Annotated in this window: 29 protein-coding genes; all 29 read right to left on the bottom strand. The window is 53.6% G+C overall.

The genetic code is table 11. From position 1 onward, the window contains the following. Positions 1-62 precede the first annotated feature (62 nt). Positions 63-410: a hydrogenase gene (locus MVD07_RS06935; protein WP_297500007.1), complete on the bottom strand. Its 348-nt coding sequence runs from the start codon at positions 408-410 to the stop codon at positions 63-65. A 1-nt stretch (position 411) separates the two neighbouring features. Next, a complete protein-coding gene (locus MVD07_RS06930; protein WP_297500004.1) occupies positions 412-1,947 on the bottom strand; it encodes a proton-conducting transporter membrane subunit in 1,536 nt (511 codons plus the stop codon). Further along, positions 1,944-2,303 carry an NADH-quinone oxidoreductase subunit K gene (locus MVD07_RS06925; RefSeq protein ID WP_297500025.1) on the bottom strand — a complete coding sequence of 120 codons (360 nt, stop codon included), beginning with the start codon at positions 2,301-2,303 and terminating at the stop codon, positions 1,944-1,946. The genes MVD07_RS06930 and MVD07_RS06925 overlap by 4 nt, the downstream gene beginning before the upstream one ends. Continuing rightward, on the bottom strand, positions 2,300-2,755 hold the full coding sequence (locus tag MVD07_RS06920) for a Na(+)/H(+) antiporter subunit B (protein ID WP_297500002.1): 456 nt from the start codon (positions 2,753-2,755) through the stop codon (positions 2,300-2,302). The genes MVD07_RS06925 and MVD07_RS06920 overlap by 4 nt, the downstream gene beginning before the upstream one ends. Continuing rightward, positions 2,752-3,048 (bottom strand): hydrogen gas-evolving membrane-bound hydrogenase subunit E, encoded by a 297-nt coding sequence (gene mbhE / locus MVD07_RS06915; protein WP_297500000.1) that lies wholly within the window; start codon positions 3,046-3,048, stop codon positions 2,752-2,754. The genes MVD07_RS06920 and mbhE overlap by 4 nt, the downstream gene beginning before the upstream one ends. Further along, positions 3,045-3,308 carry a DUF4040 domain-containing protein gene (locus tag MVD07_RS06910; protein WP_297499998.1) on the bottom strand — a complete coding sequence of 88 codons (264 nt, stop codon included), beginning with the start codon at positions 3,306-3,308 and terminating at the stop codon, positions 3,045-3,047. The genes mbhE and MVD07_RS06910 overlap by 4 nt, the downstream gene beginning before the upstream one ends. Further along, positions 3,305-3,676, bottom strand: a complete 372-nt coding sequence (gene mnhG, locus MVD07_RS06905; protein WP_297499995.1) for a monovalent cation/H(+) antiporter subunit G — start codon at positions 3,674-3,676, stop codon at positions 3,305-3,307. The genes MVD07_RS06910 and mnhG (MVD07_RS06905) overlap by 4 nt, the downstream gene beginning before the upstream one ends. Next, the gene (locus MVD07_RS06900; protein ID WP_297499993.1) at positions 3,673-3,936 is read right to left on the bottom strand and encodes a cation:proton antiporter; all 264 of its coding nucleotides are present in this window, start codon (positions 3,934-3,936) and stop codon (positions 3,673-3,675) included. Before MVD07_RS06900 ends, mnhG (MVD07_RS06905) begins: the two co-directional genes overlap by 4 nt. Next, positions 3,933-4,436 carry a monovalent cation/H+ antiporter subunit E gene (locus MVD07_RS06895; RefSeq protein ID WP_297499991.1) on the bottom strand — a complete coding sequence of 168 codons (504 nt, stop codon included), beginning with the start codon at positions 4,434-4,436 and terminating at the stop codon, positions 3,933-3,935. Before MVD07_RS06895 ends, MVD07_RS06900 begins: the two co-directional genes overlap by 4 nt. Before the next feature lie 134 nt (positions 4,437-4,570). Beyond that, positions 4,571-6,133: a proton-conducting transporter membrane subunit gene (locus MVD07_RS06890; RefSeq protein ID WP_297499989.1), complete on the bottom strand. Its 1,563-nt coding sequence runs from the start codon at positions 6,131-6,133 to the stop codon at positions 4,571-4,573. A 10-nt stretch (positions 6,134-6,143) separates the two neighbouring features. After that, positions 6,144-6,629 carry a Na+/H+ antiporter subunit E gene (locus MVD07_RS06885; RefSeq protein ID WP_297499987.1) on the bottom strand — a complete coding sequence of 162 codons (486 nt, stop codon included), beginning with the start codon at positions 6,627-6,629 and terminating at the stop codon, positions 6,144-6,146. Then, on the bottom strand, positions 6,629-7,030 hold the full coding sequence (locus MVD07_RS06880; protein WP_297499985.1) for a sodium:proton antiporter: 402 nt from the start codon (positions 7,028-7,030) through the stop codon (positions 6,629-6,631). The genes MVD07_RS06885 and MVD07_RS06880 overlap by 1 nt, the downstream gene beginning before the upstream one ends. After that, positions 7,027-7,785, bottom strand: coding sequence for an MnhB domain-containing protein (locus MVD07_RS06875; protein ID WP_297499983.1), 759 nt, complete (start codon positions 7,783-7,785; stop codon positions 7,027-7,029). Before MVD07_RS06875 ends, MVD07_RS06880 begins: the two co-directional genes overlap by 4 nt. After that, the gene (locus MVD07_RS06870; RefSeq protein ID WP_297499980.1) at positions 7,786-8,040 is read right to left on the bottom strand and encodes a hydrogenase subunit MbhD domain-containing protein; all 255 of its coding nucleotides are present in this window, start codon (positions 8,038-8,040) and stop codon (positions 7,786-7,788) included. Beyond that, a complete protein-coding gene (mnhG, locus tag MVD07_RS06865; RefSeq protein ID WP_297499978.1) occupies positions 8,037-8,384 on the bottom strand; it encodes a monovalent cation/H(+) antiporter subunit G in 348 nt (115 codons plus the stop codon). The genes MVD07_RS06870 and mnhG (MVD07_RS06865) overlap by 4 nt, the downstream gene beginning before the upstream one ends. Further along, positions 8,381-8,659 carry a monovalent cation/H+ antiporter complex subunit F gene (locus tag MVD07_RS06860; protein WP_297499976.1) on the bottom strand — a complete coding sequence of 93 codons (279 nt, stop codon included), beginning with the start codon at positions 8,657-8,659 and terminating at the stop codon, positions 8,381-8,383. The genes mnhG (MVD07_RS06865) and MVD07_RS06860 overlap by 4 nt, the downstream gene beginning before the upstream one ends. After that, positions 8,659-8,946 (bottom strand): hypothetical protein, encoded by a 288-nt coding sequence (locus MVD07_RS06855; RefSeq protein ID WP_297499974.1) that lies wholly within the window; start codon positions 8,944-8,946, stop codon positions 8,659-8,661. Before MVD07_RS06855 ends, MVD07_RS06860 begins: the two co-directional genes overlap by 1 nt. Further along, the gene (locus tag MVD07_RS06850) at positions 8,876-9,727 is read right to left on the bottom strand and encodes a hydrogenase (RefSeq protein ID WP_297499972.1); all 852 of its coding nucleotides are present in this window, start codon (positions 9,725-9,727) and stop codon (positions 8,876-8,878) included. The genes MVD07_RS06855 and MVD07_RS06850 overlap by 71 nt, the downstream gene beginning before the upstream one ends. Next, positions 9,724-10,221 (bottom strand): 4Fe-4S dicluster domain-containing protein, encoded by a 498-nt coding sequence (locus MVD07_RS06845; protein ID WP_297499970.1) that lies wholly within the window; start codon positions 10,219-10,221, stop codon positions 9,724-9,726. The genes MVD07_RS06850 and MVD07_RS06845 overlap by 4 nt, the downstream gene beginning before the upstream one ends. Before the next feature lies 1 nt (position 10,222). Beyond that, positions 10,223-11,953: an NADH-quinone oxidoreductase subunit C gene (locus MVD07_RS06840; RefSeq protein ID WP_297500022.1), complete on the bottom strand. Its 1,731-nt coding sequence runs from the start codon at positions 11,951-11,953 to the stop codon at positions 10,223-10,225. A gap of 2 nt (positions 11,954-11,955) precedes the next feature. Continuing rightward, positions 11,956-12,861, bottom strand: a complete 906-nt coding sequence (locus tag MVD07_RS06835; RefSeq protein ID WP_297500019.1) for an NADH-quinone oxidoreductase subunit H — start codon at positions 12,859-12,861, stop codon at positions 11,956-11,958. 2 nt (positions 12,862-12,863) lie between these two features. After that, complete coding sequence (locus MVD07_RS06830; RefSeq protein WP_297500016.1) at positions 12,864-14,939, bottom strand: proton-conducting transporter membrane subunit; 2,076 nt, start codon at positions 14,937-14,939, stop codon at positions 12,864-12,866. Positions 14,940-14,941: 2 nt separating this feature from the next. Beyond that, complete coding sequence (locus MVD07_RS06825) at positions 14,942-16,156, bottom strand: proton-conducting transporter membrane subunit (RefSeq protein WP_297500013.1); 1,215 nt, start codon at positions 16,154-16,156, stop codon at positions 14,942-14,944. Between the two features lie 2 nt (positions 16,157-16,158). After that, positions 16,159-17,601 (bottom strand): hydrogenase 4 subunit D, encoded by a 1,443-nt coding sequence (locus MVD07_RS06820; protein WP_297499968.1) that lies wholly within the window; start codon positions 17,599-17,601, stop codon positions 16,159-16,161. A 10-nt stretch (positions 17,602-17,611) separates the two neighbouring features. Continuing rightward, positions 17,612-18,112: a 4Fe-4S dicluster domain-containing protein gene (locus MVD07_RS06815; protein WP_297499966.1), complete on the bottom strand. Its 501-nt coding sequence runs from the start codon at positions 18,110-18,112 to the stop codon at positions 17,612-17,614. A gap of 5 nt (positions 18,113-18,117) precedes the next feature. Beyond that, positions 18,118-20,250 carry a formate dehydrogenase subunit alpha gene (gene fdhF, locus MVD07_RS06810; RefSeq protein WP_297500010.1) on the bottom strand — a complete coding sequence of 711 codons (2,133 nt, stop codon included), beginning with the start codon at positions 20,248-20,250 and terminating at the stop codon, positions 18,118-18,120. Between the two features lie 14 nt (positions 20,251-20,264). After that, positions 20,265-20,810, bottom strand: a complete 546-nt coding sequence (locus MVD07_RS06805) for a hypothetical protein (protein ID WP_297499964.1) — start codon at positions 20,808-20,810, stop codon at positions 20,265-20,267. Between the two features lie 264 nt (positions 20,811-21,074). Beyond that, positions 21,075-21,905, bottom strand: coding sequence for a Coenzyme F420 hydrogenase/dehydrogenase, beta subunit C-terminal domain (locus MVD07_RS06800; RefSeq protein WP_297499962.1), 831 nt, complete (start codon positions 21,903-21,905; stop codon positions 21,075-21,077). Beyond that, on the bottom strand, positions 21,902-22,271 hold a 370-nt coding region (locus MVD07_RS06795; protein WP_297499960.1), incomplete at its 5' end, for a 4Fe-4S binding protein. The genes MVD07_RS06800 and MVD07_RS06795, both read right to left, overlap by 4 nt.

Here is a 22,271-nt window from a genome sequence, read left to right as displayed (position 1 = left end):
CGTTTAGTACGCCCTTCGGGCGGGGAGTGATAGTGAACTTCGTAGACCTGCTCCATCTATGCTCACCCCCAGATTAGGAGAACCCCCATGATGAAGGCCGTCGTTATCACGAGATAGCTCGCGTAGTTGGTGAGCAAACCCGTGTGCTCCCTCCTAAGCGCGGTGAAGAAGTTCTTGAGGGCGTAGGTTAGGCCCCACATGATGTTCCTTCCCGTGTAGTGGCCTTCTAAGTGCTCGAAGCCCGGGATGACCTTATCAGGGTCCTCACCGCTTATGAACATTTTAGTTCCCGGCCCAGTCTTTCTCGTCCCCATACCGCTCCTCTTAGCCCACTGGTCGAGGAGGTAAGCCAGGATCAGGCCGATGATGAAGACGAAGACGAAGTAGAGCGCATCCCAGTAGCCAAACATCTCAACCACCCCCCATGAGAGTGGTTATGTAAGCTAACTGGTTTTCTAGGGCCTTTGCAGCTGGAATCATGACCTTGTCGCTTATCTGCCACGGGAAGAGGCCCATGGCGATTATTGCCACCGTTAGGATCAGCATCGGCCAGAGCATGCTCTTTTCTGGGTCTTTCGCCTTCATGACCCTCTCGCTTGGCCTTCCGAAGAAGGTGTAGAAAACCCTGACATAGGCAGCAGTACAGAAGGCAGTTCCTATTATCGCTATCGCGCCCAAAATCGGGTTGAAGAGGGCCGAGCTCTCGTAGATGAGCCACTTGCTCGCAAAGCCGTTCAAGGGCGGCATTCCGATTATAGCGGCCGCTCCAATGAGGAAGGCGAAGGTTGTCTTCGGCATTGTCTTTGCCAGACCGCTCAGCTCGTTCAAATTTCTTGTTCCGAGCTGGTGGATTACCGCTCCAGCTATGAGGAAGAGCAGGCCCTTCATGAGTGCGTGGTTGAAGGTGTGGTATATAGCTCCCGCCAGGGCCACTTCACCAGTCTGGCTTCCGTAGGCAGCTAACCCTATCCCAATGCCGAGGAGTATGTAGCCGACCTGTCCAACCGAGGAGTAAGCCAAGAGCCTCTTCATGTCCGTCTGTATAACCGCCATCGCGTTGCCGACGATTAGTGTGATGCAGGCGAAGAAGATTATGATCCAGCCGACGGTTCTCATGCTCACGCTTGCCCCGTAGATGCTGAAGGCTATCCTAGCCAGCGCGTAGAGGCCACCTATCTTTATCACCAGACCGGAGAGCATAGCCGAAATCGAGCTTGGAGCAGCGGGGTGGGCATCAGCAAGCCACATGTGGACCGGCGATGCACCGCTCTTGAAGAGCAGGCCGGCGATGAACAGTGCCAAGGCGACCTTCCCAACAACGGTTGGGTTCTGGGAGAGCTTTAATGCAAGGTAGCCCATCGTCAATGTTCCGTATTCGCCGTAGAGGAGTGCTATGCCGAGCAAGATTAGAGAACTCGCTATCGAGCCGACGAACATGTACTTTATTCCAGCTTCTATGCCCTCCCAGGTGTCGTTCCTGAAGGCAACGAGGGCGTAGCTGGCTATGCTCATTATCTCAAGGAAGACGTAGAAGTTGAAGAGGTCGCCGGTTATCGCTATGCCCAGCATTCCGAGTTCGAGGATAAGTATGAGCGTGTAGTACTTGTCCAGCCCGGTGTCGTGCTTCATGTAGCCGAGGGAGTAGATTACTGCCATGAAGGAGACGAAGGCCACCATAAGCACCATCAGGGCAGAGAATAGGTCGACCTCCCAGACTATCCTTATCGGGAAGTTAACGCCTTGGCCGAGCGGGCTTTTTGCTCCGAGTGTGTAGAGTATCGTTCCATTCTCGTAGACCCAGTAGAAGACCCATGAGCCTACGGCAAGTGTTGCACCGCTGATCAGGATGGCCCAAGCTTCCCTGATCTTTCTCCCCGCCAGGTTCACTATCGGCATCGAGAATGCTCCGAAGAGAGGGATGATTATTAGGTAGGGAAGGAGCATCATCCCCTCAACCTCCTGAGGGCTCTTACATCGAGGGTTCCGTAGTGGCGGTAGGCGTTAACGGTCAAAGCGACCGCGAGAGCCAACACACAGACGCCGATGACTATGCTCGTCAGGACGAGGGCTTGCGGCAGAGGCCCGACCATCGGACTCTTGAGCGTCTCGTAGCCGGTGTAGATTGGCGCCGTCGGGATTTCGTTGAGCTCTATGCGGTAGCCGAGGCTTATGAGGAGCAGGTGTATTCCCGAGTCTATGATGTCCAAAGCCAAGATCAGCTTGAGCAGGTTGTTCTTTGCGAGGAAGGCGTAAATTCCGAGGACTACCAGCAGGAAGGCAGTTATGAACTGGAACTGAATCATGACCTCCACCTCCTGTAAAGGGCCAGGCTCGCCATTGCACTCACCAAGCCCGTGAAGACCTTTAGGCCCACTGCTAGGTTCATTATCGGCAGGTAGCCGGCAGAGAGGAGTGTCCCGGGCTTTCCGTTGAAGAACGGCCCGCTGTGCCAGAGGACGTTGTAGAAGAAGGCAACACCAACGCCGAGCATCGCCGCGCCGAGGAAGGCTAAACCGCCTATCCCCTCAAGGGCAGAGTAGAGGTTCTTGTTGTAGCTCTTTTTCATCTCCTTCAGCCCAAAGGCGAGCAGGAAGAGTATCCCTGCGCCGGCTATAGTTGCTCCTCCCTGGAAGCCACCTCCGGGCGTTAGGTGACCGTGCATCACTATGTAAGCCCCAAATATACCTATGAGCGGTATCGTGGCCCTCGCGGCGGTTCTCACTATGACCCCCATGTCGTCTCCAACGCAGCTCATCCCTCATCCCTCCTCCAGGGCCTGAATAGTGCTACAGCTCCGGCTATGGCAGTGAAGAGAACGGTTGCCTCTCCGATCGTATCATAGCCACGGTAGTCGAACACGATGTCCGTGACTATGTTCATACCACCGACTTCTTTAAGGCCGTGGGTTATGTAGTAGTTGTCCGTATAGCGAAGTGAGAGCCACTCCTTGCCCCCGGGTCCGAAAATCAGACCGTAGTTGGGGTTCGCCACGTAGAGGAGCACGCCGAGAATGAAGAGGAGCGAGAGGTAGGCTATCGTCTTTTTCATGCTCTCCCCTCCCATCTCTCTGTCTTTGCTATGCCGTAGACGACCAGAGCCGTCACAACGCCGGCACCGACGGCAGCTTCCGCTATGGCAACGTCCGGTGCGTGAAGCATGTAGAACTCAAGGCTGAGGAGCAGGCTCATCGCTGTCGACATTAAGGCAGCAGCCAGTAAATCCCTGAAGCGAATCGTGAGGTAGGCTGTGATGAGGACGCCGAGCAGGACGATGGCTTGGATTGTCATGTCTATCGTGAGGGTATTCATTCTCTCCCACCCCCGAGCTTCTCCTCGTAGGCATCTATGACGGCTTTAGCCGGCTTGTAACCGCTCAAGTGTGCAGCTTTGGCTATCGCGTGTGCCCCCGTCGGGTTCGTTAAGAGGAGAGCCACCAAAGCCACGAGGCTGTGGAGGCCCATCTGCAGGTACTTCGGATCCCCGGTGGCGTGTAGTCTGTAAAGAGCGTGGGTGAAGACTGCTAAGACGGCAAATATCGTTCCAAAAGTTGTGCACTTTGTAGCGCCGTGGAGCCTCGTGTAAACATCGGGGAAGCGGTGGAGGGCTATGCTCCCTAGGGTATTGAAGATCAGGCTGATAGCTAAGAAGGTGCAGACGAGGTAGCTCGCCCAGCTCACGTCAATCCCCCCTGGAGGTAGCGGGCAATTGCAAGTGTTCCTATGTAGCTCAGCAGGGCGTAGACGATGGCGATGTCTATGTAGATCGTCCTGTCGTATGCTGCCCCAAGGAGTATCATTACCGCGACGACGAGAGTGTTCAGCGTGTCAACGCCAACAACTCTGTCAGGAACCGTTGGTCCGAGCAGGATTCTGAGCACCGAGAGGAAGCCAGCCATCATGACTATCAATGCAGCGTAGAAGAAAACCGGCTCTATCATCTTCCCAGCCTCCTCGCCCACTTTTCAAAGGGCCCGGCAACCGGCTCGGAGCTTTCTGGTTTTTCCAGACCTGGAGGGATATCAATCCAGTGGACGTAGAGGGCCTTCTCCTCCGGACAGGCATCTATGGTCAGCGTTCCCGGGGTAAGCGTTATCGAGTTGCTCATTATCGTGTACTGGGCGTCGTTTTCGAGCTCAACAGGAACCCTGACGATTCCGGGCCTTATCTTCCCTGTTATGACGAGCCATGCGACGTGGAAATTCGCTTTGGTCATTCCCCAAAAAAGAACTGGGATGTATGCTATCCACTCAAGCCACTTGATGGGATTCAGGAACCTTCCTGCCTTTTCACCTATGATGTTTCTCGTTGTGTAGGCCACTATTGCCGAGAATATCACTCCCGCTATCAGTTCCTGCGTGCTCCAGAGCAGGCCATTCGTTCCCGCGGTCAGAGCGAGCCAAAGTATGTAACTCCAGATGAAGGCCGCGATGAATGGCAAAACACCACCCCCAATTAACGTTTTTGTTTACTCTCGATGGAAAGTTCTTTATTGGCCTTAAAACGCTTTTCTAAAGTTCAAATTGGCAAAAAAAGGTAAGAAACTAGTTGTTATAAACCAAAAGTTGGAGAGTCTCAGAGGCCGAGCTTAACCTTGGAAGCGTATTCTATAGCCTTCTGGATGTAGAGTTTGTAGTTTACCGCTTGGGTTGCCGCAGGGTCAATGTAGTGACTGACCACGTAAGGAGCAAGAAGGCCGATAACAATACAAGCCAAAGCCAAAACCAAGCAAACACCACTCATGCTCCAGCTTTCCCTGGCCTTGACATCCCCCTTAGGCTTCCCAAGCCAGACCTCATAGAACACCCTAACATAACCCACCAAAGCCGTCACTGAACTCAAAACCAGCACCAAAGCCAGGAGAAAACTCTTCCCCATAAAAGCATTGAAAAGCAGCAGCTTGCTGAAGAACACGTTCAATGGCGGGACACCAACGAGACTCAACGAAGCCACCGCCAAACTGAACATCGCTACTGGAAACTTCCTTCCAAGCCCGGCCAAATCCTCCAGGTTCCTCGAACCAGCAGCGTGGATGAAAACCCCAGCCGAGAGGAAGAGCAGGGCTTTAGCAACAGCGTGATTCACCATGTGGAAGATTGCAGCGCTCAAAGCCAGCTGAGAGCCAACGCCAACCGCCATCACCAGGTAACCCATGTGCATTATTGTAGAGTACGCGATAAGCCTCTTCACGTCCCTCTGAACCAGCATCATCAAAGCCCCAAAGAGCGCCGAAACCGCGCCAAGGAACATTAAGATTACACTGAGCGCGTGAACCACGCTATTCAGGCCTGCACTGAGCGAACCCCCGTAAACAGTGTAAACGAACCTAGCAAGCGAATAAACGCCAACGTTAACCACCAGTCCCGAGAGGATTGCCGAAATCGGACTCGGCGCTGCCGGATGAGCCTCCGGAAGCCAGAAGTGATTCGGGAAGACAGCAGCCTTAATCAGGAAAGCCCACGTTGCTAAGGCTAGAGCAACACCCGAAGCAACAACCACGTTCCCCCACGGCTTTCCAACCACTGGGAAGCTTAACCCGTGGATTAAAGCACTCAGATTCGCGAAGTTCAGCGTTCCAAAACCGTAGTAAAGGACTCCTAAAGCGAGGAAGTACATTGTAGTTCCAACCGCGCCGATTAAAGCGTACTTCAGGCCGGCTACTACTGAATCCCCCCTGTCGCGGTAGAACATTACGAGGGCATAAGCTGCAATGCTGGTGACCTCAATCATGACGAAGAGGTTGAAAGCATCACCCGTGAGAAGAACACCGAGCAAGCCAGCCTCAAGGCCGAGGTAAAGCGTGAAGTACCACTCCAGGGCCTCCTCAATGTAACGGTAACTGTAGATTGCGATGAGGAACATGAGTGTGGCAGTTACGAGGGCGATCAGGGCACTCATCCTGTCAACCTCGTAAATTATGCCCACTGGCGCCGTCCAGCCACCGAAAGTGTAAACCAGCGGTTCTTTTGAAGAGTAAGCCGACTGAAAGAGCTTGAGAGCGCTAACTAAGGTTAAACCCGTTCCGGTCAAAGCGTACGCCATCACGACTCTCCTGTTCCCCTTAACGAGGATTGACGTTATCGGCAACGCGAAGGCGAAGAGGATTGGGATTATTGGGGTTAAGCACGCACCGTTCATCCCCACCACCTCACTCGAATATTCTCTCCGCAAATTTTTCAAACCCCTCGCAGATTTCTTTCTTAGCCTCTTCCGGGTTTTCAGTCGTCACGTTAATCCAGTTCACGTAGAGGTAGTTCTCATCAACGTCAACAACTACAGTCCCCGGAGTGTTCGTTATCGAGTTCGCAACTAAGGTTCTCGCGTACTCGCTCTTCACTTTCAACGGAACCTTAACTATTCCAGGTTCAAAGTTCCCCGTGATTATTCTGCCAATAACGTCCAGGTGCGCTTTAACCTCGGCAACGAGAAAGTACCAGACGAAGTAAACTACACTCCAAAACCACCTGAGTGGGTTCAATGCCTTGGCGTCGTTCTCTACTAGGAACTTGCCAACCAGCAGGCCAATGACGATTGCCACAACTGCTCCAGTAACAAGGTCGTACGGCGTTATTGAGCCGGTGAAGATGATGTACGTCACGAAGGTGAGCAAGGCAGTTGACACTACACCCTTCATCACTCACCCCTCCTCAACAGGTTTGGGAGGAACCTGCCGGCTTCCCTAACGTCAAGCGTCCCGTAAATCCTGTAAATTTGGATTATCGCGAAGGCTATGAGTATGTTAACCGCCATTCCGATGACTACTGCCGTTAGAACCAATGCCTGCGGGAGAGGGTCAACGGCAGTGTTGAGGAAGCTCTGGAGGGCACTCTCCTTCCAGACTGGCAGGATTGGAGGCTTTACGGGGTAGATTACCCTGTACCCGAGGAGGACTACGAGAACGTTGGCAGTGTCGCCGAAGATTGTTAACGCTATCAGCTTCTTCACGAGGTTTGGCTTTGCCGCAATCCCGTAAACGCTTATGATGAGGGTCACTATAAGTGAGACTATCGTAACGCTCCAGAGGAGGCTTATCATTGTTTCACCCCCAGGAACTTCCTGAACTTCTCCTCTGGAATGCTCAAGAGGAGGAAGACTGCCGTGAAGCCTGCCCCCACAGCCAGGTACTCGAAGAGGTTGTAGTAGACGAGTGACCCGCCGAGAGGAGCTCCCAGAGCTTTTCCTGGAAAGATGGGTTGGTTCTGCATGAAGTAACCTTTAACCAGGAGGGGGGTTAAGGCTGTGAGGGCTATTCCTAAGAGACCGATTGAGCGGATTATTATGGCTCTAGTCTTGTCCAAACCGTTCTTTTCGAGAGCGTACTTGGAGTAAGCTGCTATTATCAAGAGCGGGGCGACCGCTAATGCAGAACCGCCCTGGAAGCCTCCTCCTGGCGTTAACTGCCCGTGGAGGGCTATTGAGGCTGAAACGGCTAAAATCATTGCGACGATGATTTTCGTGACGGCGCAAACTGGTTCGGGGAGTTCTCGTTTTGGCTCGCCCTGCTTTGCCTCTTCGCTTTGTTCCTTGCTCAGCCTGAAGAGGGTTAAACTGCCTATTATTGCAATGAAGAAGACTGCCGTCTCGAATAGCGTATCCAAGCCACGATAGTCCCAGACGATTGAGGTTACCGCTTCTGGGCTTTTCGCCGAGTAGTCTCCAAAGTAGCTGTTCTTGAGGTAGAATTTTCCGAGTGGGTGGAGGCTCTTCTGAGGGGTGAGGTTTTGACTGACGTAGTAAGCCACCCCTAAGGTGATTGTGAGGATGATGATCAAGCCTATTAATCGCTTCATTCACACCACCTCGTACCTTTCGGTTTTTCCGATGATGAAGACGAGTAACGCCGAGTAGATTCCCACCGCTATTGCCACGTATGCTAAGACAATGTCGGGCGCCATGAGGAGGTAGAAGATTATGGCGTAGGCTATTGCTTGGACTGCTGAGTAGGCGACTGCCTTGAGGAGGTCTTTCTCGGTTATTGCCAGGTAGGAGAAGGTTAATCCTATTAACGCGGTGATTGCGAGGATTGTTAGGTGGAGTTCGATCATTTTCTCGCCTCCTTTAATTGGTCGGTTTTTGGCTTCCATTCTATTATTCTCGCCTTGTGGGCGGCGTAAGCCAGTGCTGTTGCTCCTGCTGGGGCAACGAGGAGGATTATCATTCCCGTGATGAGGCTGGCTCCTGCTATCGCTTCTTTGTTTGGAATGTCAGTGCCGAGTGCTAGTAGTGTTACGCCGAAGAGTGGCACTGCTGCTCCTCCTATTGTTCCGACGGTTGCCGCGTGTAGGCGGACGTAGAAGTTGGGGAATTTTAGTAGGCCTATTGCTCCGAAGAGGTCGCAGATTCCACCGGTGAGTATGAGGATTGCTCCGAGGGTGAGGAGTATGCTCATGTTCCCACCTCCTTTTTTGTGAGGTGGTTTGCGATGTAAACGTCCAAGAGGTAGGCCCAGAGTGCTAGGGTTATGGCTCCGGTGATGAGGTAGGTGCTTTTGAAGTATACTGCGAGGATTGCCATGAATGCGGCTATGTCGAAGCTCATGCAGTCTACTGCGAGGATTGAGTCTGTTATTGTTGGGCCTTTGACGGCCCTGACTGAGTACAGGATGAACGCAACAACATACAGGGGAAGCACGAACATGAAAAATGTGAGGATACCTCCATTCATCATGAACACCCCCTTCTCTCCAGTTTAAGTCTGTCGTCGGGCTTTAAATTGTGGAATGCCTTTGTTAAAGTGCACCTGTCTTCTTTGTTCATTTTCTCAAAGGGGATTTTGGGGAGATCGGCGAGCGTGATGTAGTCCTTTCCAAGGGCCCGCTTGATCAGCCGGCAGGCCTCCATTGAAACCTTACCAACCTCCTCGTAGATCGTGAAATCCGCATCAACGTGATCCAGCATCGCGCTTAACGGCGACCTGAACCCCACGTACTTCACCTTGAGGAGCCTTGGCATTCATCCCCACCTCCCATCCGTACTTCTCCTTCAGCCTGAGGAATTCTCTTTCCAGAACCCTCATGGCTAGTGAAATCCTCGAATCGGGATTCCTCAGGCAGTAATCTTCGATCAGCCTGTGGAGCTCCTCGACACTTTCCGCTTTCCCAGCAAGCTCCATGAAATCCCTGAGAATCCCCTCCCTGTCGAAGTAGCCGACGACGTACTTCAGCCTCTCCCTGAGGCTCAGGCGTATTCTTTCTTCGATTGGGTACTCGGGCAGTTCAAAGCCGGCCTCCTCCGTGTAATGCTCGCCCTTTGCCCTCTTTTCCACGAGTCCCAGAGCCAAAGCGACGCCGTAGAGTATCTCCTCCGGTCTCGGCGGGCAGCCAGGGATGTAAACAACTGGTCCCACGTATTCCCCCTCGTCCCTCAAATCCTGAACCAGCTCGAAGATACCGCCCCTCCTCGGGTACTCCTGACCTTCTCTCGGGCTTTCCGGCCTTCTGTATATCGGGTAACCGTTGTAGAATATCCCGCCCGAGCAGGCGCAGGTTCCTATGGCGACTATTATCCTCGGCTTCGGCGGCATTGCCTTTATGGCCTCCTTGGCGGCATAGTAGGTCTGCCTCGTTAGCGGACCCGTCACCGCCATCGCATGGGCGTGCCTTGGGGATGCAGCCAGTCTGACGCCGAGCCTTTCGGCGTCGTAGTAGGGTGTTAAGACATCGAAGAGTTCTATCTCACACCCGTTACAGGCCCCAGTATCCAGGTGGAAAATATACAGTGAGCGGAGTTTCATCCTACCACCTCCCTGCTGGCCTCTATCGTGTCGTCAACGGTCAGCTTTCTGCGACAGTTTCTGCAGAGGATAGCCTTTTTTCTGAGCTCCTCTTTGTCGAAAAGCCCCTCCGGTAGTATCTGGAATGCCTTTTCTAGGGCCCTCTCCGTGTAGTCAGTGTAGTTTCCGCAGTTGGGACAGCGGTGAAGTCTAAGCTCGACGACCTCTACGTGGTCACTCCTGTCTAGAGTTGCAACCTCGAAGTTACGGGTCATCCTTATCGCTCCCGTCGGACAGGCCTCGTCACAGCGGGCGCACCGGATGCATCTGCCGACGTCGAGAACTATCTTCCTTGTACCTGTTGAGTGATCGTCTATTTTGAGGAGGGCATCGGCGGGGCAGGCGTTGACACAGGCACCACAGCCAATGCAGAGCCTCGGCTCTATGTGTGGAATTCCCCTGTATTCGGGAGGAGCCTCAAGCTTTACAAATGGATACTTCAGCGTAACGGCCATTTCAGACCCTCCTGCTGACCTTTCTGGAGAGTTCAATGAGTTCTTTCTCCGTTAGAACCCTTGCACGTTTTTCTTCCAGATCGACGACCTGCACTCTCTCTGTGCAGGAGTAGCACGGATCCAGCGAGGCTATTATCAGAACGGCATCGGCAACGGTGTTGCCCCTCATTGCATCTGGTAGTGACGGGAAGTTGTTATAGGTCGAGGCCCTTATCCTCCAGCGGTAGAGCCTGTTGCCCTCGCCAGTCATCACGTAGTGCACATCCTCCCCCCTTGGTGCCTCCGTGAAGCCGACCGCCTCCCTGTAGGGCGGTATCTCCTTCCACTCGGCGAGGATATCCCCGCCAGGCATCTCGTCGAGGGCCTGCTCTATGATCCAGATTGACTCCATGATCTCCTCTGCCCTAACTAGGCACCTCGCCAGAACGTCGCCCTCCTTGTGAACTGGAACCTTGAAGTCGAGGTATTTGTAAGCCGCAAAGGGATGATCTCTTCTGGCGTCGAAATTCCTTCCCGAACCCCTTGCCCAGGGTCCAACCGAGCTCCATCTTTTCGCGTCCCTGTAGGATAGAACACCTACCCCCTCACAGCGCTTTATGAAGGTTCTGGTTGAGAGTGTCTGGTCAACCCACTTCTGAAACTCCTCTCTGAGCTTCCTGAGTGTTTCCTCTATCATCGTTCTCCTGTATTCGAGGAAGTCCCTCCTCACACCGCCGATAATGACCATTCCGTAGGTCTTCCTGTTGCCGGTGAGCCTCTCGGCGAGCCACATCACGTGCTCCCTGATTCTGAAGGCGTCCATGAATCCCTTGTCGAAGCCGATGTCGTGGCATGCCAGGCCGAGGTTAAGCATGTGGCTGTGGAGCCTCTCTATCTCCGCCATCACAGTCCTGATGTACTCTGCCCTCTCAGGAACCTCAATTTTCCCAGCGGCCTCGACGGCCTGTGCATAGGCTAAAGCATGCGCCGTACCGCAGATTCCGCATATCCTCTCCGCTATGAAGTTGACCTGGTCGTAGGTCAGTCTGTTCTCCCCTATCTTCTCTATTCCCCTGTGCTGGTAGAAGAGGCGGTAGTCAACGTCAACTATCTCCTCTCCCTTGACGAACAGCCTGAAGTGACCCGGCTCGTCGAGGGCAACGTGATACGGTCCGAGCGGGAAGACGGCGGTTCCCTTCGGCGGTTCCCTGTAGGGGTATTTCGTCTCGTCGGTGAATTCCCTTTTCGGGCTGTCGGTGTAGTGGAAGTCCTTTCTGAGCGGATAGACTCCTTCGGGCCAGTCATCCGGGAGGACAAGCCTCCTCGGGTCTGGATGGCCTTCGGGTATGAGGCCGAGTAAATCCTTGACCTCCCTCTCGTACCAGTGGGCACCGGGATGAACCGGCGTAACCGCTGGAAACCTCGGGTCGTCCTCAGGGATGTACGTCTTTATGCCAAGGAAAACGTCTCCACTCGCCCCATTTATGGATATCCAGTAGATCAGGCTGAACTTGCCTCTGAGTGGTCTTTCATCGGCTCCGGCCATTGTGGAGAGTTGAGTCTCCTTCCACTCCGGGTGGTTTACTATGTAGCCTACAACCTCTGGAAGATCCTCTCGGTTAATCTCGATTATCCACTGGTTGTCCGCGTTCCTCTCAACGCTGATGATCCTGTCCCCGAACTTCTCAACTACCTCGTTAACGTATTTCTCCCGAACCTTTTCATCCATAATCCTACGCGCCCATTCCTTCATTCTCACCACCCCAGCGCCGCGAGCAGGAGGACAGCCAGAGAGCAGAGGAAGACCCCGGTGTTCCTCCTTATGACGTGGTCTATCCTGAGACGTGCGTTCATTGACTCGATCACAGCTATTCCAGCGTATAATAACAGAAGAACGATAAGTTGCGTGATCAGGATTAACGCACCGTTCGCGACGTTTCTGACAAAGGGTATCGATATGAAACTGCTCAGGAGCCACAGCAGGGCAAAGCGCTTTATCATCAGTGCCCACTTGAATATCCCCAGCAGGTAGCCGCTGTATTCGCTGAAGGTTCCCTCAAGTATCTCCTGCTCCGCCTCGGCCACGTCAAAGGGTATGAAGCCCCCCTCGACGTAAACCGAGTAGGCCAGCAGTCCGTAGGCCAGGAGAACCGAGACCGTGAAGGTTAGGGCGAAGGGTATCGCTCCTATCCTGAGGGTGTGGGCATTGAGGGCGAAGGTTCCTATTGCGACGCCCAGTATCGGCTCAATGCTGAGGATCATCATCATTTCCCTGTTCGCGCCGGTGTTGGTGTAGGTGTTGTTGAGGCTGAAGCCACCGACCATGTAGGCTATCGAAACCATCGCAAGGACGTAGAGGAAGACGAAGATGTCACCAGTGAAGCTGACGGGTATGACCCTCCCGTAGGGAAGCACGAGAGCGGCAGAGACCGCCGAGGCGAAGGCTATGTAGGGAGCCAGCCTGAAGGCGAGCCTCTCCGTTGGGTAAACTGGTTCCACGGAAAGGAACGTGGTCAGATCGTAGTAGGTCTGGAGTATTGAGGGCCCCTGCCTGAGCTGTATTCTCGCCTTAACCTTTCGCCCGATACCATCGAGTAAGGGGGGGAGGAACAGTATGAGACAGAGCGAGATGAAGCTGAAGGCAATTCTCTCGGCTTCCATTTTCACCACCCCAGCAGGATTAGCATCATAACTCCCAAGGTCGCCGCGGCGAGCATGAGAAGAAGGTCGTAGCTGAGTGAGACTTCCTCGATAGCTATCCCGAGGCCTTTCATCAGCTGGACAAAGGGCGATGCAACCGCTTCGTCTAGGTAGATCTCCTTACCGTTCTTCTCATACCATCTACCGGTGCTTAAAACATCCTTCCCAACCTTCTCGGCCCATCTCAGCAGGGTTCTTCCTAGGGAGAGATAACCTCCAGCCAGGGATGAACAGACGTAAGTACCCCAGCCACTCAAGGCATCGCCGCCGTGGTAGAGGCCGTGGATGTACTCCTCGAAGGGGCCGTAGTAGTGCATGGCCCTGAGCTTGTAGTGCTCCGCCTTGACCGGCTCTCCCGTCGTCCAGACCTTGACAATCCTCTTCGGCCTGTTCGGGTAGGAGATGAGCATAGCAACTACCAGAACGCCGAGCACACCCACGAAGAGCCACGGGTTGAAGTAGGTCTCGCCTCCAGCGGGCATTCTTGGTGCCCTTATCGTCACGAGCCAGTACTTGGTGGATATCCAGCCCGAGAGATCGACTCCGGTTAGCGCTTTTCCTGGCGTGAGTAGGAGGGGTATTATCGACGAGGGAACCAGTCCAAAGAGCAGGCAGAGGAATGCTAAGAAGCCCTTCCCGATGAGCATGCTTGATGGAACTTCCTCGGCTTTCTCCGTTGTGGTCGTCGGTGTCCCTCCAAAGGCCGTTGTGTAGAACTTGACGAAGGACGCTAACGTCGCCGCACTGATGAAGAGCGCCATTATGCCGCAGAAGACGAGGAGTCCATCGCCCGATAGGAACGTTCCTTGGTAGATCATCCACTTGCTCATAAAGCCATTGAACGGCGGCTCACCGGCTATGGACATGGCCGCTATGAAGGTGAACAGTGCGGTGAAGGGCATGAGCTTCGCCAGGCCCCCTAGAACGTTCAAATCCCTCGTGTGCGTTCTGTAGAGAACCGAGCCAGCCGAGAGGAACAGTAGGCCCTTGAATATCGCGTGGTTCACCAAGTGGTACAGCCCGGCTGCCATGGCTATCGCTCCAAATGCTGGATATCCCTTGGCAATCAGGGTTATTCCCGCCCCAACTCCAAGCCAGATGTAGCCCATCTGACCGACGCTGTGGTAGGCCAAAAGTCTCTTCGCGTCGGTCTGCTTGAGGGCGTAGAGTGTTCCAACGGTGAGGGTTACCGTTCCGAGTATAGCAACTGTGTAGCCGAGCGCTTCGGTTGGCCTCAGGATGAAGCAGGTCGTCCTTATCAGGCCGTAAACTGCCACCTTGATCATGGCACCGCTGAGTAACGCCGAGACGTTGCTCGGCGCGGCTGGATGGGCATCCGGTAGCCAGAAGTGGAGCGGAACGACACCGGCCTTGCTGCCGAAGCCGATCAGGAAGAGGACGTAGTATATCGGACCGAGGTGAAGTGTGGCCAAGTTGTCGAAGTCCAGGCCGTTAACCGAGCCGGTCTTGGCGTAGAGCATGGCGAGGGATATTATCAGCGGGAGGGTGCTCGCGACGTGCATCGTGACGAAGTATTTCCAGCCAGCCTTCCTGACGTACTCCTCGTCGTTCTCCCATATCATGAGTAGGTAGGAAGTAAAGGTCATGACCTCCCAGAAGAACACGAACCACAGGAAGTTTGATGTCGTCACTATCAGTATCATGGAGAGGACGAACGCTGAGTAAAGGACTACGTAGAGCCAGCTCCTGCCGAAACGCTCGTAGAACTCCATGTACCTCGGAGAGTAGATCGAGGTGGCGAGGCCGAGGCTTCCGAGGACGAGGCATAGTATCAGGGAGAGGCCATCAACATGGAACGGTATCTCCGCAACGCCGAGGTTGTAGGTGAATTCGATGGCTTTACCCTTCAACACATCTGGAAGCGAGCCGACGGTGAAGGCTAGGAGCGAGATTGATGCCAGGCCTGTAAGGACGTGGCCAACCGTGATCGATGCTCTGTAGTTCTTCCTGAGTGGAAGCACCACGAGGATTGAAAGGAGGTATAGGATTACGGTGAGGGTAAACAGTTCTTCCATCATTTTCACCACCTCGCCCACACGTAGTTGCTTATGAGTTGACTCGCGAGGGAGAGGATTAGGAGGATTACCACGGCAAACGCAATGCTAACCGGAAGCTTCCTCCTAACTTCGGGCTTCCCATTGCTTATCACGTAAGCGTGGATTATTCTGAGGAAAATAATGAAGGCTATCACCCATTCAACTGCAGTGAAGAGTGCTAACCACTCGTTCGCCTGGAATAGTGCTTTAATCACGTTCAACTTGTTGAGGAAGAGGTTGAAGGGCGGGACACCTTCGAGGGCGAAGATTGAAGCTATTAAGAGCCCGGCTGTAGTCTGATCCGCGTTAATCATCCCCTTCATTTTCTCCAAGTCCTTGGTTCCGAAGACGTAGATCAGAGCGCCAGTCGTCAGGAATGCGGCTCCTTTTGCCAGACCGTGTGCTAGAACGTAGTAGCTCACTCCCTTTTCAACGCCAGTGACTCCTAACAATCCGGCGAGGATGAAGAGGTACATCCAGCCGATGTTGTCTATGGTTGACCAAGCGAAGAGCCTCTTCACGTCATTCTGGTGAGGATAGCTGAGTATCGCGGCCAGCATGCTCAATACTGCCATCGCTCCAATGAGCCAGGTTATCCATGCTGGAACGCTCCAGTTTACTGCTTCAAGGACTCTAATGCTCCCGTAAACGCCTAATTCCACCATTGCTCCGCTCATGAGTGCCGAGACCGGGCTTGGTGCTGCTGGGTGGGCGTCCGGAAGCCAGAAGTGGAGCGGGAAGAGGCCTGCTTTCGTTGCGAATCCAAGCAGGAAGAGTGCCACCACCGCCGTCTTGTAGGCTTGGATTGGGCCGAAGTCGAAAGTCCCAGCCGAGGCGTAGTAGATCGTGACCGCCAGCATCAATGGAGAGGTGTCAAAGAGGTGCATCGTGGCGAAGTACTTCCATCCTGCCCTCTTGACGTTCTCCTCGGGCCAGTCATAGATTATGAGGAAGTACGAGGCGAGAGTCATTATCTCCCACAGGAAGAGGAAGCTAAGCCAGTCGTGGACGGCTGGAATCAGGAACATCGCGACTATGAACGTTATCAGGGTCGGGTAGTAGGGTATCTTCAGCCTGAAGGTGTAGATTTTCACGTACCTCACTGACCCTATCAGCGCCGCTATTCCAAGGATTGCAACGTTCAACGCGAAGAGCACTGAAATCCTGTCGAGTGAAAAAGTCAGCGTCGTATCGAACATTCTCACCACCCCACCTTGACGACCAGCGGATAGGCTATGTACGGGGCTATTATCGCCAGCACCAGCAGGATAACCATCACCGCCTTCATCAGGGGCGTTATCTCGACCTTCTCGTCACCCTCGCTGAAGACCATGGAGTGTATCCTCTTCAGTGAGACCATCAGGAAAACCGCCGAGTCCAGAAGGAGGAGGGCGAACATTATCACGACAAGAACGCTCTCCCTCATCGCGTTCGCGTTGCTGAGTATCCCGAGCTTTCCGAAGAACACTCCAAAGGGTGGAACTCCTGCCAAGCCGAGAAGCGCGAAGGTCCAGCCGTAGCCCACCACCGGCGACTTCAGGAGGCCCCGTATCCTGTCCATCTCAAGGGTTCCCAGGGCGTAGCTGAAGGTTCCAGCGGTGAGGAATGCCAACCCCTTGATGTAGGCGTGGTTGAAGAGCTGGAAAACTGAAGCCTGAAGACCGCTCTGCATACCGAGGACGGCGATGGCCAGTGCCACGTACATTAAACCTGATTCCGCTATCGTTGAGTACGCGAGGAGCCTCTTGGCGCCCCTCTGGAGTGGATACATGAGGATGCAGATAATCTGGGTGGCTATTATCAGGCTGGCTAGGGCGTAGAAGCCTTCTTTTGGAATCGGCTGCATAAACTGGATGAACCTCGCGAGAAGGAAGACACCCATCTCCACCATCGCGGCACCGTGGAGGAAAGCGCTGGCTGGAGTGGGGGCGACCATAGCATCCGGTAGCCAGGAGTAGAAGGGGAACTGGGCGCTCTTTGTGAAGGCCGCTATCATAACGGCCAGAAAGACTATGAGCTTCAGGTGGGAATCAAGGGAGGAGTAAGCGAAGAGGCTCAGGTTGTGAAGGTGTATGAGTCCAACGCCGACCGCCGTGTAGAGTCCTACCATCGCCCCGAAGTTCGTGACGATGAAGGCCTTGTATGCTGATCTCTTCGCCTTCTTGCTTCCGTAGTAGCCCACGACACCCCAACAGGCGAGGCTCATGAGCTCGAAGAATATCAGTAGCTGGAGAACTGAGGAGGAGTAAACAAACGCCAGGGTTGCCCCTATGAAGAGGACCATCCAGGCGTAGAAGCGCCCTTTGCCTTCTCCCACCGGGTGCTCCCTGTTGTTCGGGCTCATGTAGTCGATCGAGTAGAGCATGAAGAGCAGACCAGCCGTTGAAACAACAAGCCCAACGCAGACGCTCATCGGGTCAAGCAAAATGCCGTAAACTTCTCCAAAGGTTCCCGAGGTTAGCAGGGTTTCGTGAACGGTTTTCATTCCCGAGAAGCAGAACTCGTAAACGCCGAGAATGTTAAGGAGGGTTGAAACGATGACGGTGATGAGCATGAAGTAGTCGGCCCTCTTGCCGTCGAGCTTGAAAAGGACCAGCCCCCCGATGAGAGGGATTGAGAAGGAAAGAAGGAAAAGTTCTTCCATATCAACCACCTCACAGTCCCATTAGGGAGATTTTCTCGCCTTCCTTGGTAGACTCTATGGCTTTTTCTGTGAACTTCTCCCTTCTCATCCTCTGGATGTCGTTGAAGTCTCCGAAGAGCAGAGCATCTGTTGGACAGGTCTCAACACACGCTGGAAGCTTGCCCTCTGCCCTTCTGTGGGCACAGAGGTCGCACTTCATCATTATCTTGTTGAGGGAGTCGAGCTCGGGAATTCCGAAGGGGCAGACTATTCCGCACATGAGGCAACCTATGCACTTCTGGGGGGCCAGAAGGACTGCACCATCCTCGTCGCGGTAGAGGGCGTTGGTGGGGCAGACCTCAACACAGGGCGCATTCTCACAGTGACGACAGTTGAGGGCCATCGCTGCCATCTCCTGCCATTCAAAGACGTTGATGAATGACCTGCCGTTGTGCTCGCGTTCACAGGCGACCTCACAGGCACGGCACTCAATGCACTTTGAAAAGTCGATAAACACGGTCTTCCTGGCCATTTAAATCACCCCTTCACGACCTCAACCTCTGGTATAACCTTTGGAACGGCCTTTATCAGCTCCCTGGCCTCTTCTTCTGTTATCTTTACCACTCTGCAGGCGCAGACTTTGGTTTCTGGTATCTTTGAGACCGGGTCGAGGGCATCGTTGGTCAGAACGTTTGCTCCCCAGTGCCATGGAACGGCTATGACGCCTTTCTTGACGCTCCTTGTGACCTTCGCCCTAATCGGGTAAACTCCCCTTCTCGTCTCTATCTTAACCCAATCCCCAGTCGTTATCCCTAGTTTTTCCGCATCCTCTGGGTGTATCTCCGCCAGTGGTTCAGGCCAGCGCTTGACTAGAGATCTGCTCCTCCCGGTCATTGTGAGTGTGTGGTAGTGCCCAACATACCTCACTGTAGTTAGAATGAATGGGTACTCCTCGTCCGGAAGTTCAGCCGGTCCCTTGTAATCCACCGCCGCGAGATGGGCCAGTCCGTCGCTCGTTAGGAACCTGTCCCTGTAGAGAACTCTGGTTCCGGGGTGATCTTCGCTCGGGCACGGCCAGTGAATCCCGGCGAGGTTCTTCTTGAGCCTCTCAGGTGTTATGCCCCTGTACTGAGGTGTGCAGGCGTTTATCTCCCTGAGAACCTCCTCAGGTGAGGTGTAGCTGAAGCCCTTTGCACCCTCTCCTGCAAAGCCGACAGCCTTTCCTATTTCACTAATTATCCACCAGTCGGGCCTCGCCTCCCCCGGCGGGTTGATGGCTTTGAAGCTCCACTGGACGCGCCTCTCCGTATTTGTGAGTGAACCCTCGTTCTCGGGCATTGCAGCAGCGGGAAGAACTATATCGGCGAACTCCATCGTTGGCGTCGGAACTATGTCTTGGACGACCATGAATTCGAGTTTTCTGAGGGCTTTCAGAACGTGGTTCGTGTTGGCGTCGCTTATTACCGGGTTCTCGCCCATTACGTAGTATGCTCTGACCTTGCCCTTCTCTATGGCGTGGGCTGCCTCGATAACTGTAAGGCCAATCTCACCGCTCAGTGAGACGCCCCAGAACTCCTCAAAGAACTTCCTCTTCTCTGGGTCGGTCACCGCCTGGTAACCCGGGAAGACGTTGGGCAGAACACCGAGGTCACACGCTCCCTGGACGTTGTTCTGACCGCGCATTGGTGAGACACCACAGCCTTCTCTTCCCTGGTAGCCACATATTGCAGAGAGCGTCGCGGCGAGCCTTACGTTGTCGTGGCCGTGGGTGTGCTGGGTAATCCCCATGGCCCAGGTTATCACTCCCTTCCCCGCCGTCGCGAATGTTCTCGCCGCCTGGACTATCAGCTCGGCTGGGACACCGGTTATCTCCTCAACGTATTCCGGCGTGAACTTTTCAACGATCTTAGCAAGCTCCTCAAAGCCGGTGCACCTTCTCCTCACGAAGTCCTCATCGTAAAGGCCTTCCTTGATTATGACGTGGATGAGGCCGTTGAGGAGCGCTATGTCAGTGCCCGGATAGTGCTGGAGGTATATGTCGGCGAACCACGCGGTTCTCGTGAACCTGGGGTCGGCGACTATTACCTTGGCTCCACGCTCCTTGGCCTTTATCACGTAGCGGAAGCCAACGGGATGCGTTTCAGCGAAGTTATGGCCGATTATGAAGATGACGTTCGCCTCTTCAATGTCCCTGAACGTGTTGGTCATCGCCCCCGCTCCGAATACCGCTTTAAGTCCCGTAACCGTCGAGGAGTGGCAAAGCCTTGCACAGTGGTCAACGTTGTTAGTTCCGAGCATTCTCGCAAGCTTCTGAATTAGGTAGTTGGGCTCGTTGTAAGTCCTGGCAGAACCGAAAAACATCATCGCATCGGGATCATCCTTGGAGTACTCCTTCAGCCTCTCGGCTACTTCCCTAATCGCCTCGTTCCAGCTTATCTCGACGAACTTACCCTCCTCCTTGGCCTTCAGGGGCTTCTTAAGTCTGTCCCTGGCTAGGAGATATTCAAGGATGGCGTTTCCCTTCGGACAGAGCTTGCCCTTTTCGTTTGAAATGCTGGGTATGTCCTCGGCGTACTCTATCCCCGTCGGGTAACCGTCAAGTGTTTTTATGTAGAGTCTGCATCCCACACCACAGTAGGGACAGACCACCGGGGTCAGCTTCTCCTCCATGCTCACCACCTTCTTCAGAACGTCATTGGATGGCCGAGGGCGCTGTAGACTATTGCCATTGTTATGTAGTATGCAACTATGGCGTTTTCAAGAGCAAGCAGTCCACTCAGCTTGGTAGCCTTGCCCAGTGAGTGCGTGAAGACAAGCGACACGTTGAGGGCCGTTATGCTCCAGAGCAGGAATGCAACTACCTTGTGACCCAGCATCAGGGCCCACGAGCCCGCGAATATTGTGTACACTATTATCGCTATGTCAAGGAACGTCAGCGTCCGTGGGTCTGCATCAAAGTACTCGTTGAGCCATATTGCTGTCCAAAGCACCCCGAAAACTGCCGCGGTCGTTGCGTCAACGATGTCGTTGTAGAGGGCAAACAGCACCAAACCTGCCGTAAACTGGGCTATGCCACCGAAGGCGAAGCCATTGGCTATCAGGCCCCTCTTTATCTTAAATTGTTCCTCTTCATTCCTTGCCTTTGGAAAACCAAATAGCAAATATAATCCGTAGGTTAATGCGGCGGTTCCATATCCGAAGACGGCAAATGGAACCGGGAACGTCGGCATTTCTCCTCACCCCCATATTTGTTCTTAATGTCCTGTTATTGCCGGGATGTCCATGTTTTTCTTCAGAAGAAGCTTTGTGTTTTTGCTTAAAACGCTTTTTTAACAACTTAGTTTTTAACTTAAGGTTCAAATAGTGGATTTTAGTGGGAATAAAGGCACATAAATGGCATTTTACTTTTTTGTATGCCCCTTGGCTTGGAAGTAAACAAAAGATATTAACAAACATCAGCTTTGTTGCATAACTTGTTTAAAAAAGAAGAAGTTTCAGAAGAGCTGGGCCATGTTTCTCTGTGCTCTGGCCACCTTTTCCCTAGCCATCTTTAGAACTTCCCCAACCACGTGAGTTCCATCGCGGAGGTCTATGTAGCCATTCTCATGTGCGCCTCTCACGAGTTCCTCCCCGCGGGTGTTCCTAGTTATCAGCACCGTCCATCTGGGTTCACTCTCAACGAAGCCGGCCGATACATCACTCCATATTCCAGTGTAATCCATGCACACAAGGCAACCCGTCTGGAGGTAGGAGTATGCCTCCTTCAGGGGTATGGCAAGAACCGTATCATCATAGTGGACCTCAAGGAAGTCCTTTGAGAGTTTTATGTCCTTTATCTCATCAGCCCTTACTCCGTAGCGAACCCGAAGGTAGTTGAGGAAGGCCTCAAAGGCAAAAGTCCCCATACAAAAGAGGCTTACTATGTACTTTATCCTGTTCCCGAAGTCGGTCTCAAGTATTGGAAAGTCCCTCATCTGACCGAAGAACTGTGCCTGACAGGGAAGACATACTATGACAACTTCCCTGAGGTCTTCCTCCTCTATCTTTGCCTTTATCCTTGCAGCAAAGGGGACGATGCTCCATCTGTTGCCCGCGGCCTCGAGGAGCTCCCTTTTGTTGCGAGCAACTATTGCCTTCCCCTCAAACCCCTTCACTCTCTTGGAGGCGACAACGCCCTCGACGAGGCCCTCTTCAAGGGCGTAGGTCAAAATAGCAGTCACCGCCCCTCCGCTTGCCACTTTTCTCTCCAGGATTTCCTTATCTCTGGCCCGGGCGAGGTAAACACTGTGGAACTGCCCGAGGATGTTTTCCCCTATGGGCATCATGATCTTTCACCTCCCATGCATATTATCTGAGACGCGCGCGGACAGCGGATGTAGCAGGTTCCACACCTGATACACCTCTCCTGTGTCAGGGTTGGTCTCTTCTCGACGAGCTTAATCGCATCGGTCGGACAGGAGAGCTCACAGGCACCGCATCCTATGCAGAGCCCGGTCAGAACAACGTCGTCTATCAGGTCGAAGCCACTCAGCTTCTTCAGCTTCGAGGTCACCTTGAAGAGTCTTAGCCTTGCCTCGTTCCCCGAGATGAAGAACTTGAAGAAAGACTGCAGCATCTGTGGTGTTGGAGGGCAACCCGGGATCGAGTAGTCAACCTCAATGATGCTGTTTATCGGCTGGAACGTCCTGTGA

The sequence above is a fragment of the Thermococcus sp. genome (assembly GCF_027008145.1).
GTDB lineage: Archaea > Methanobacteriota_B > Thermococci > Thermococcales > Thermococcaceae > Thermococcus.
Note: the sequence above shows the minus strand (reverse complement) of the source record. Positions and strands in the feature narration are given on the sequence as shown.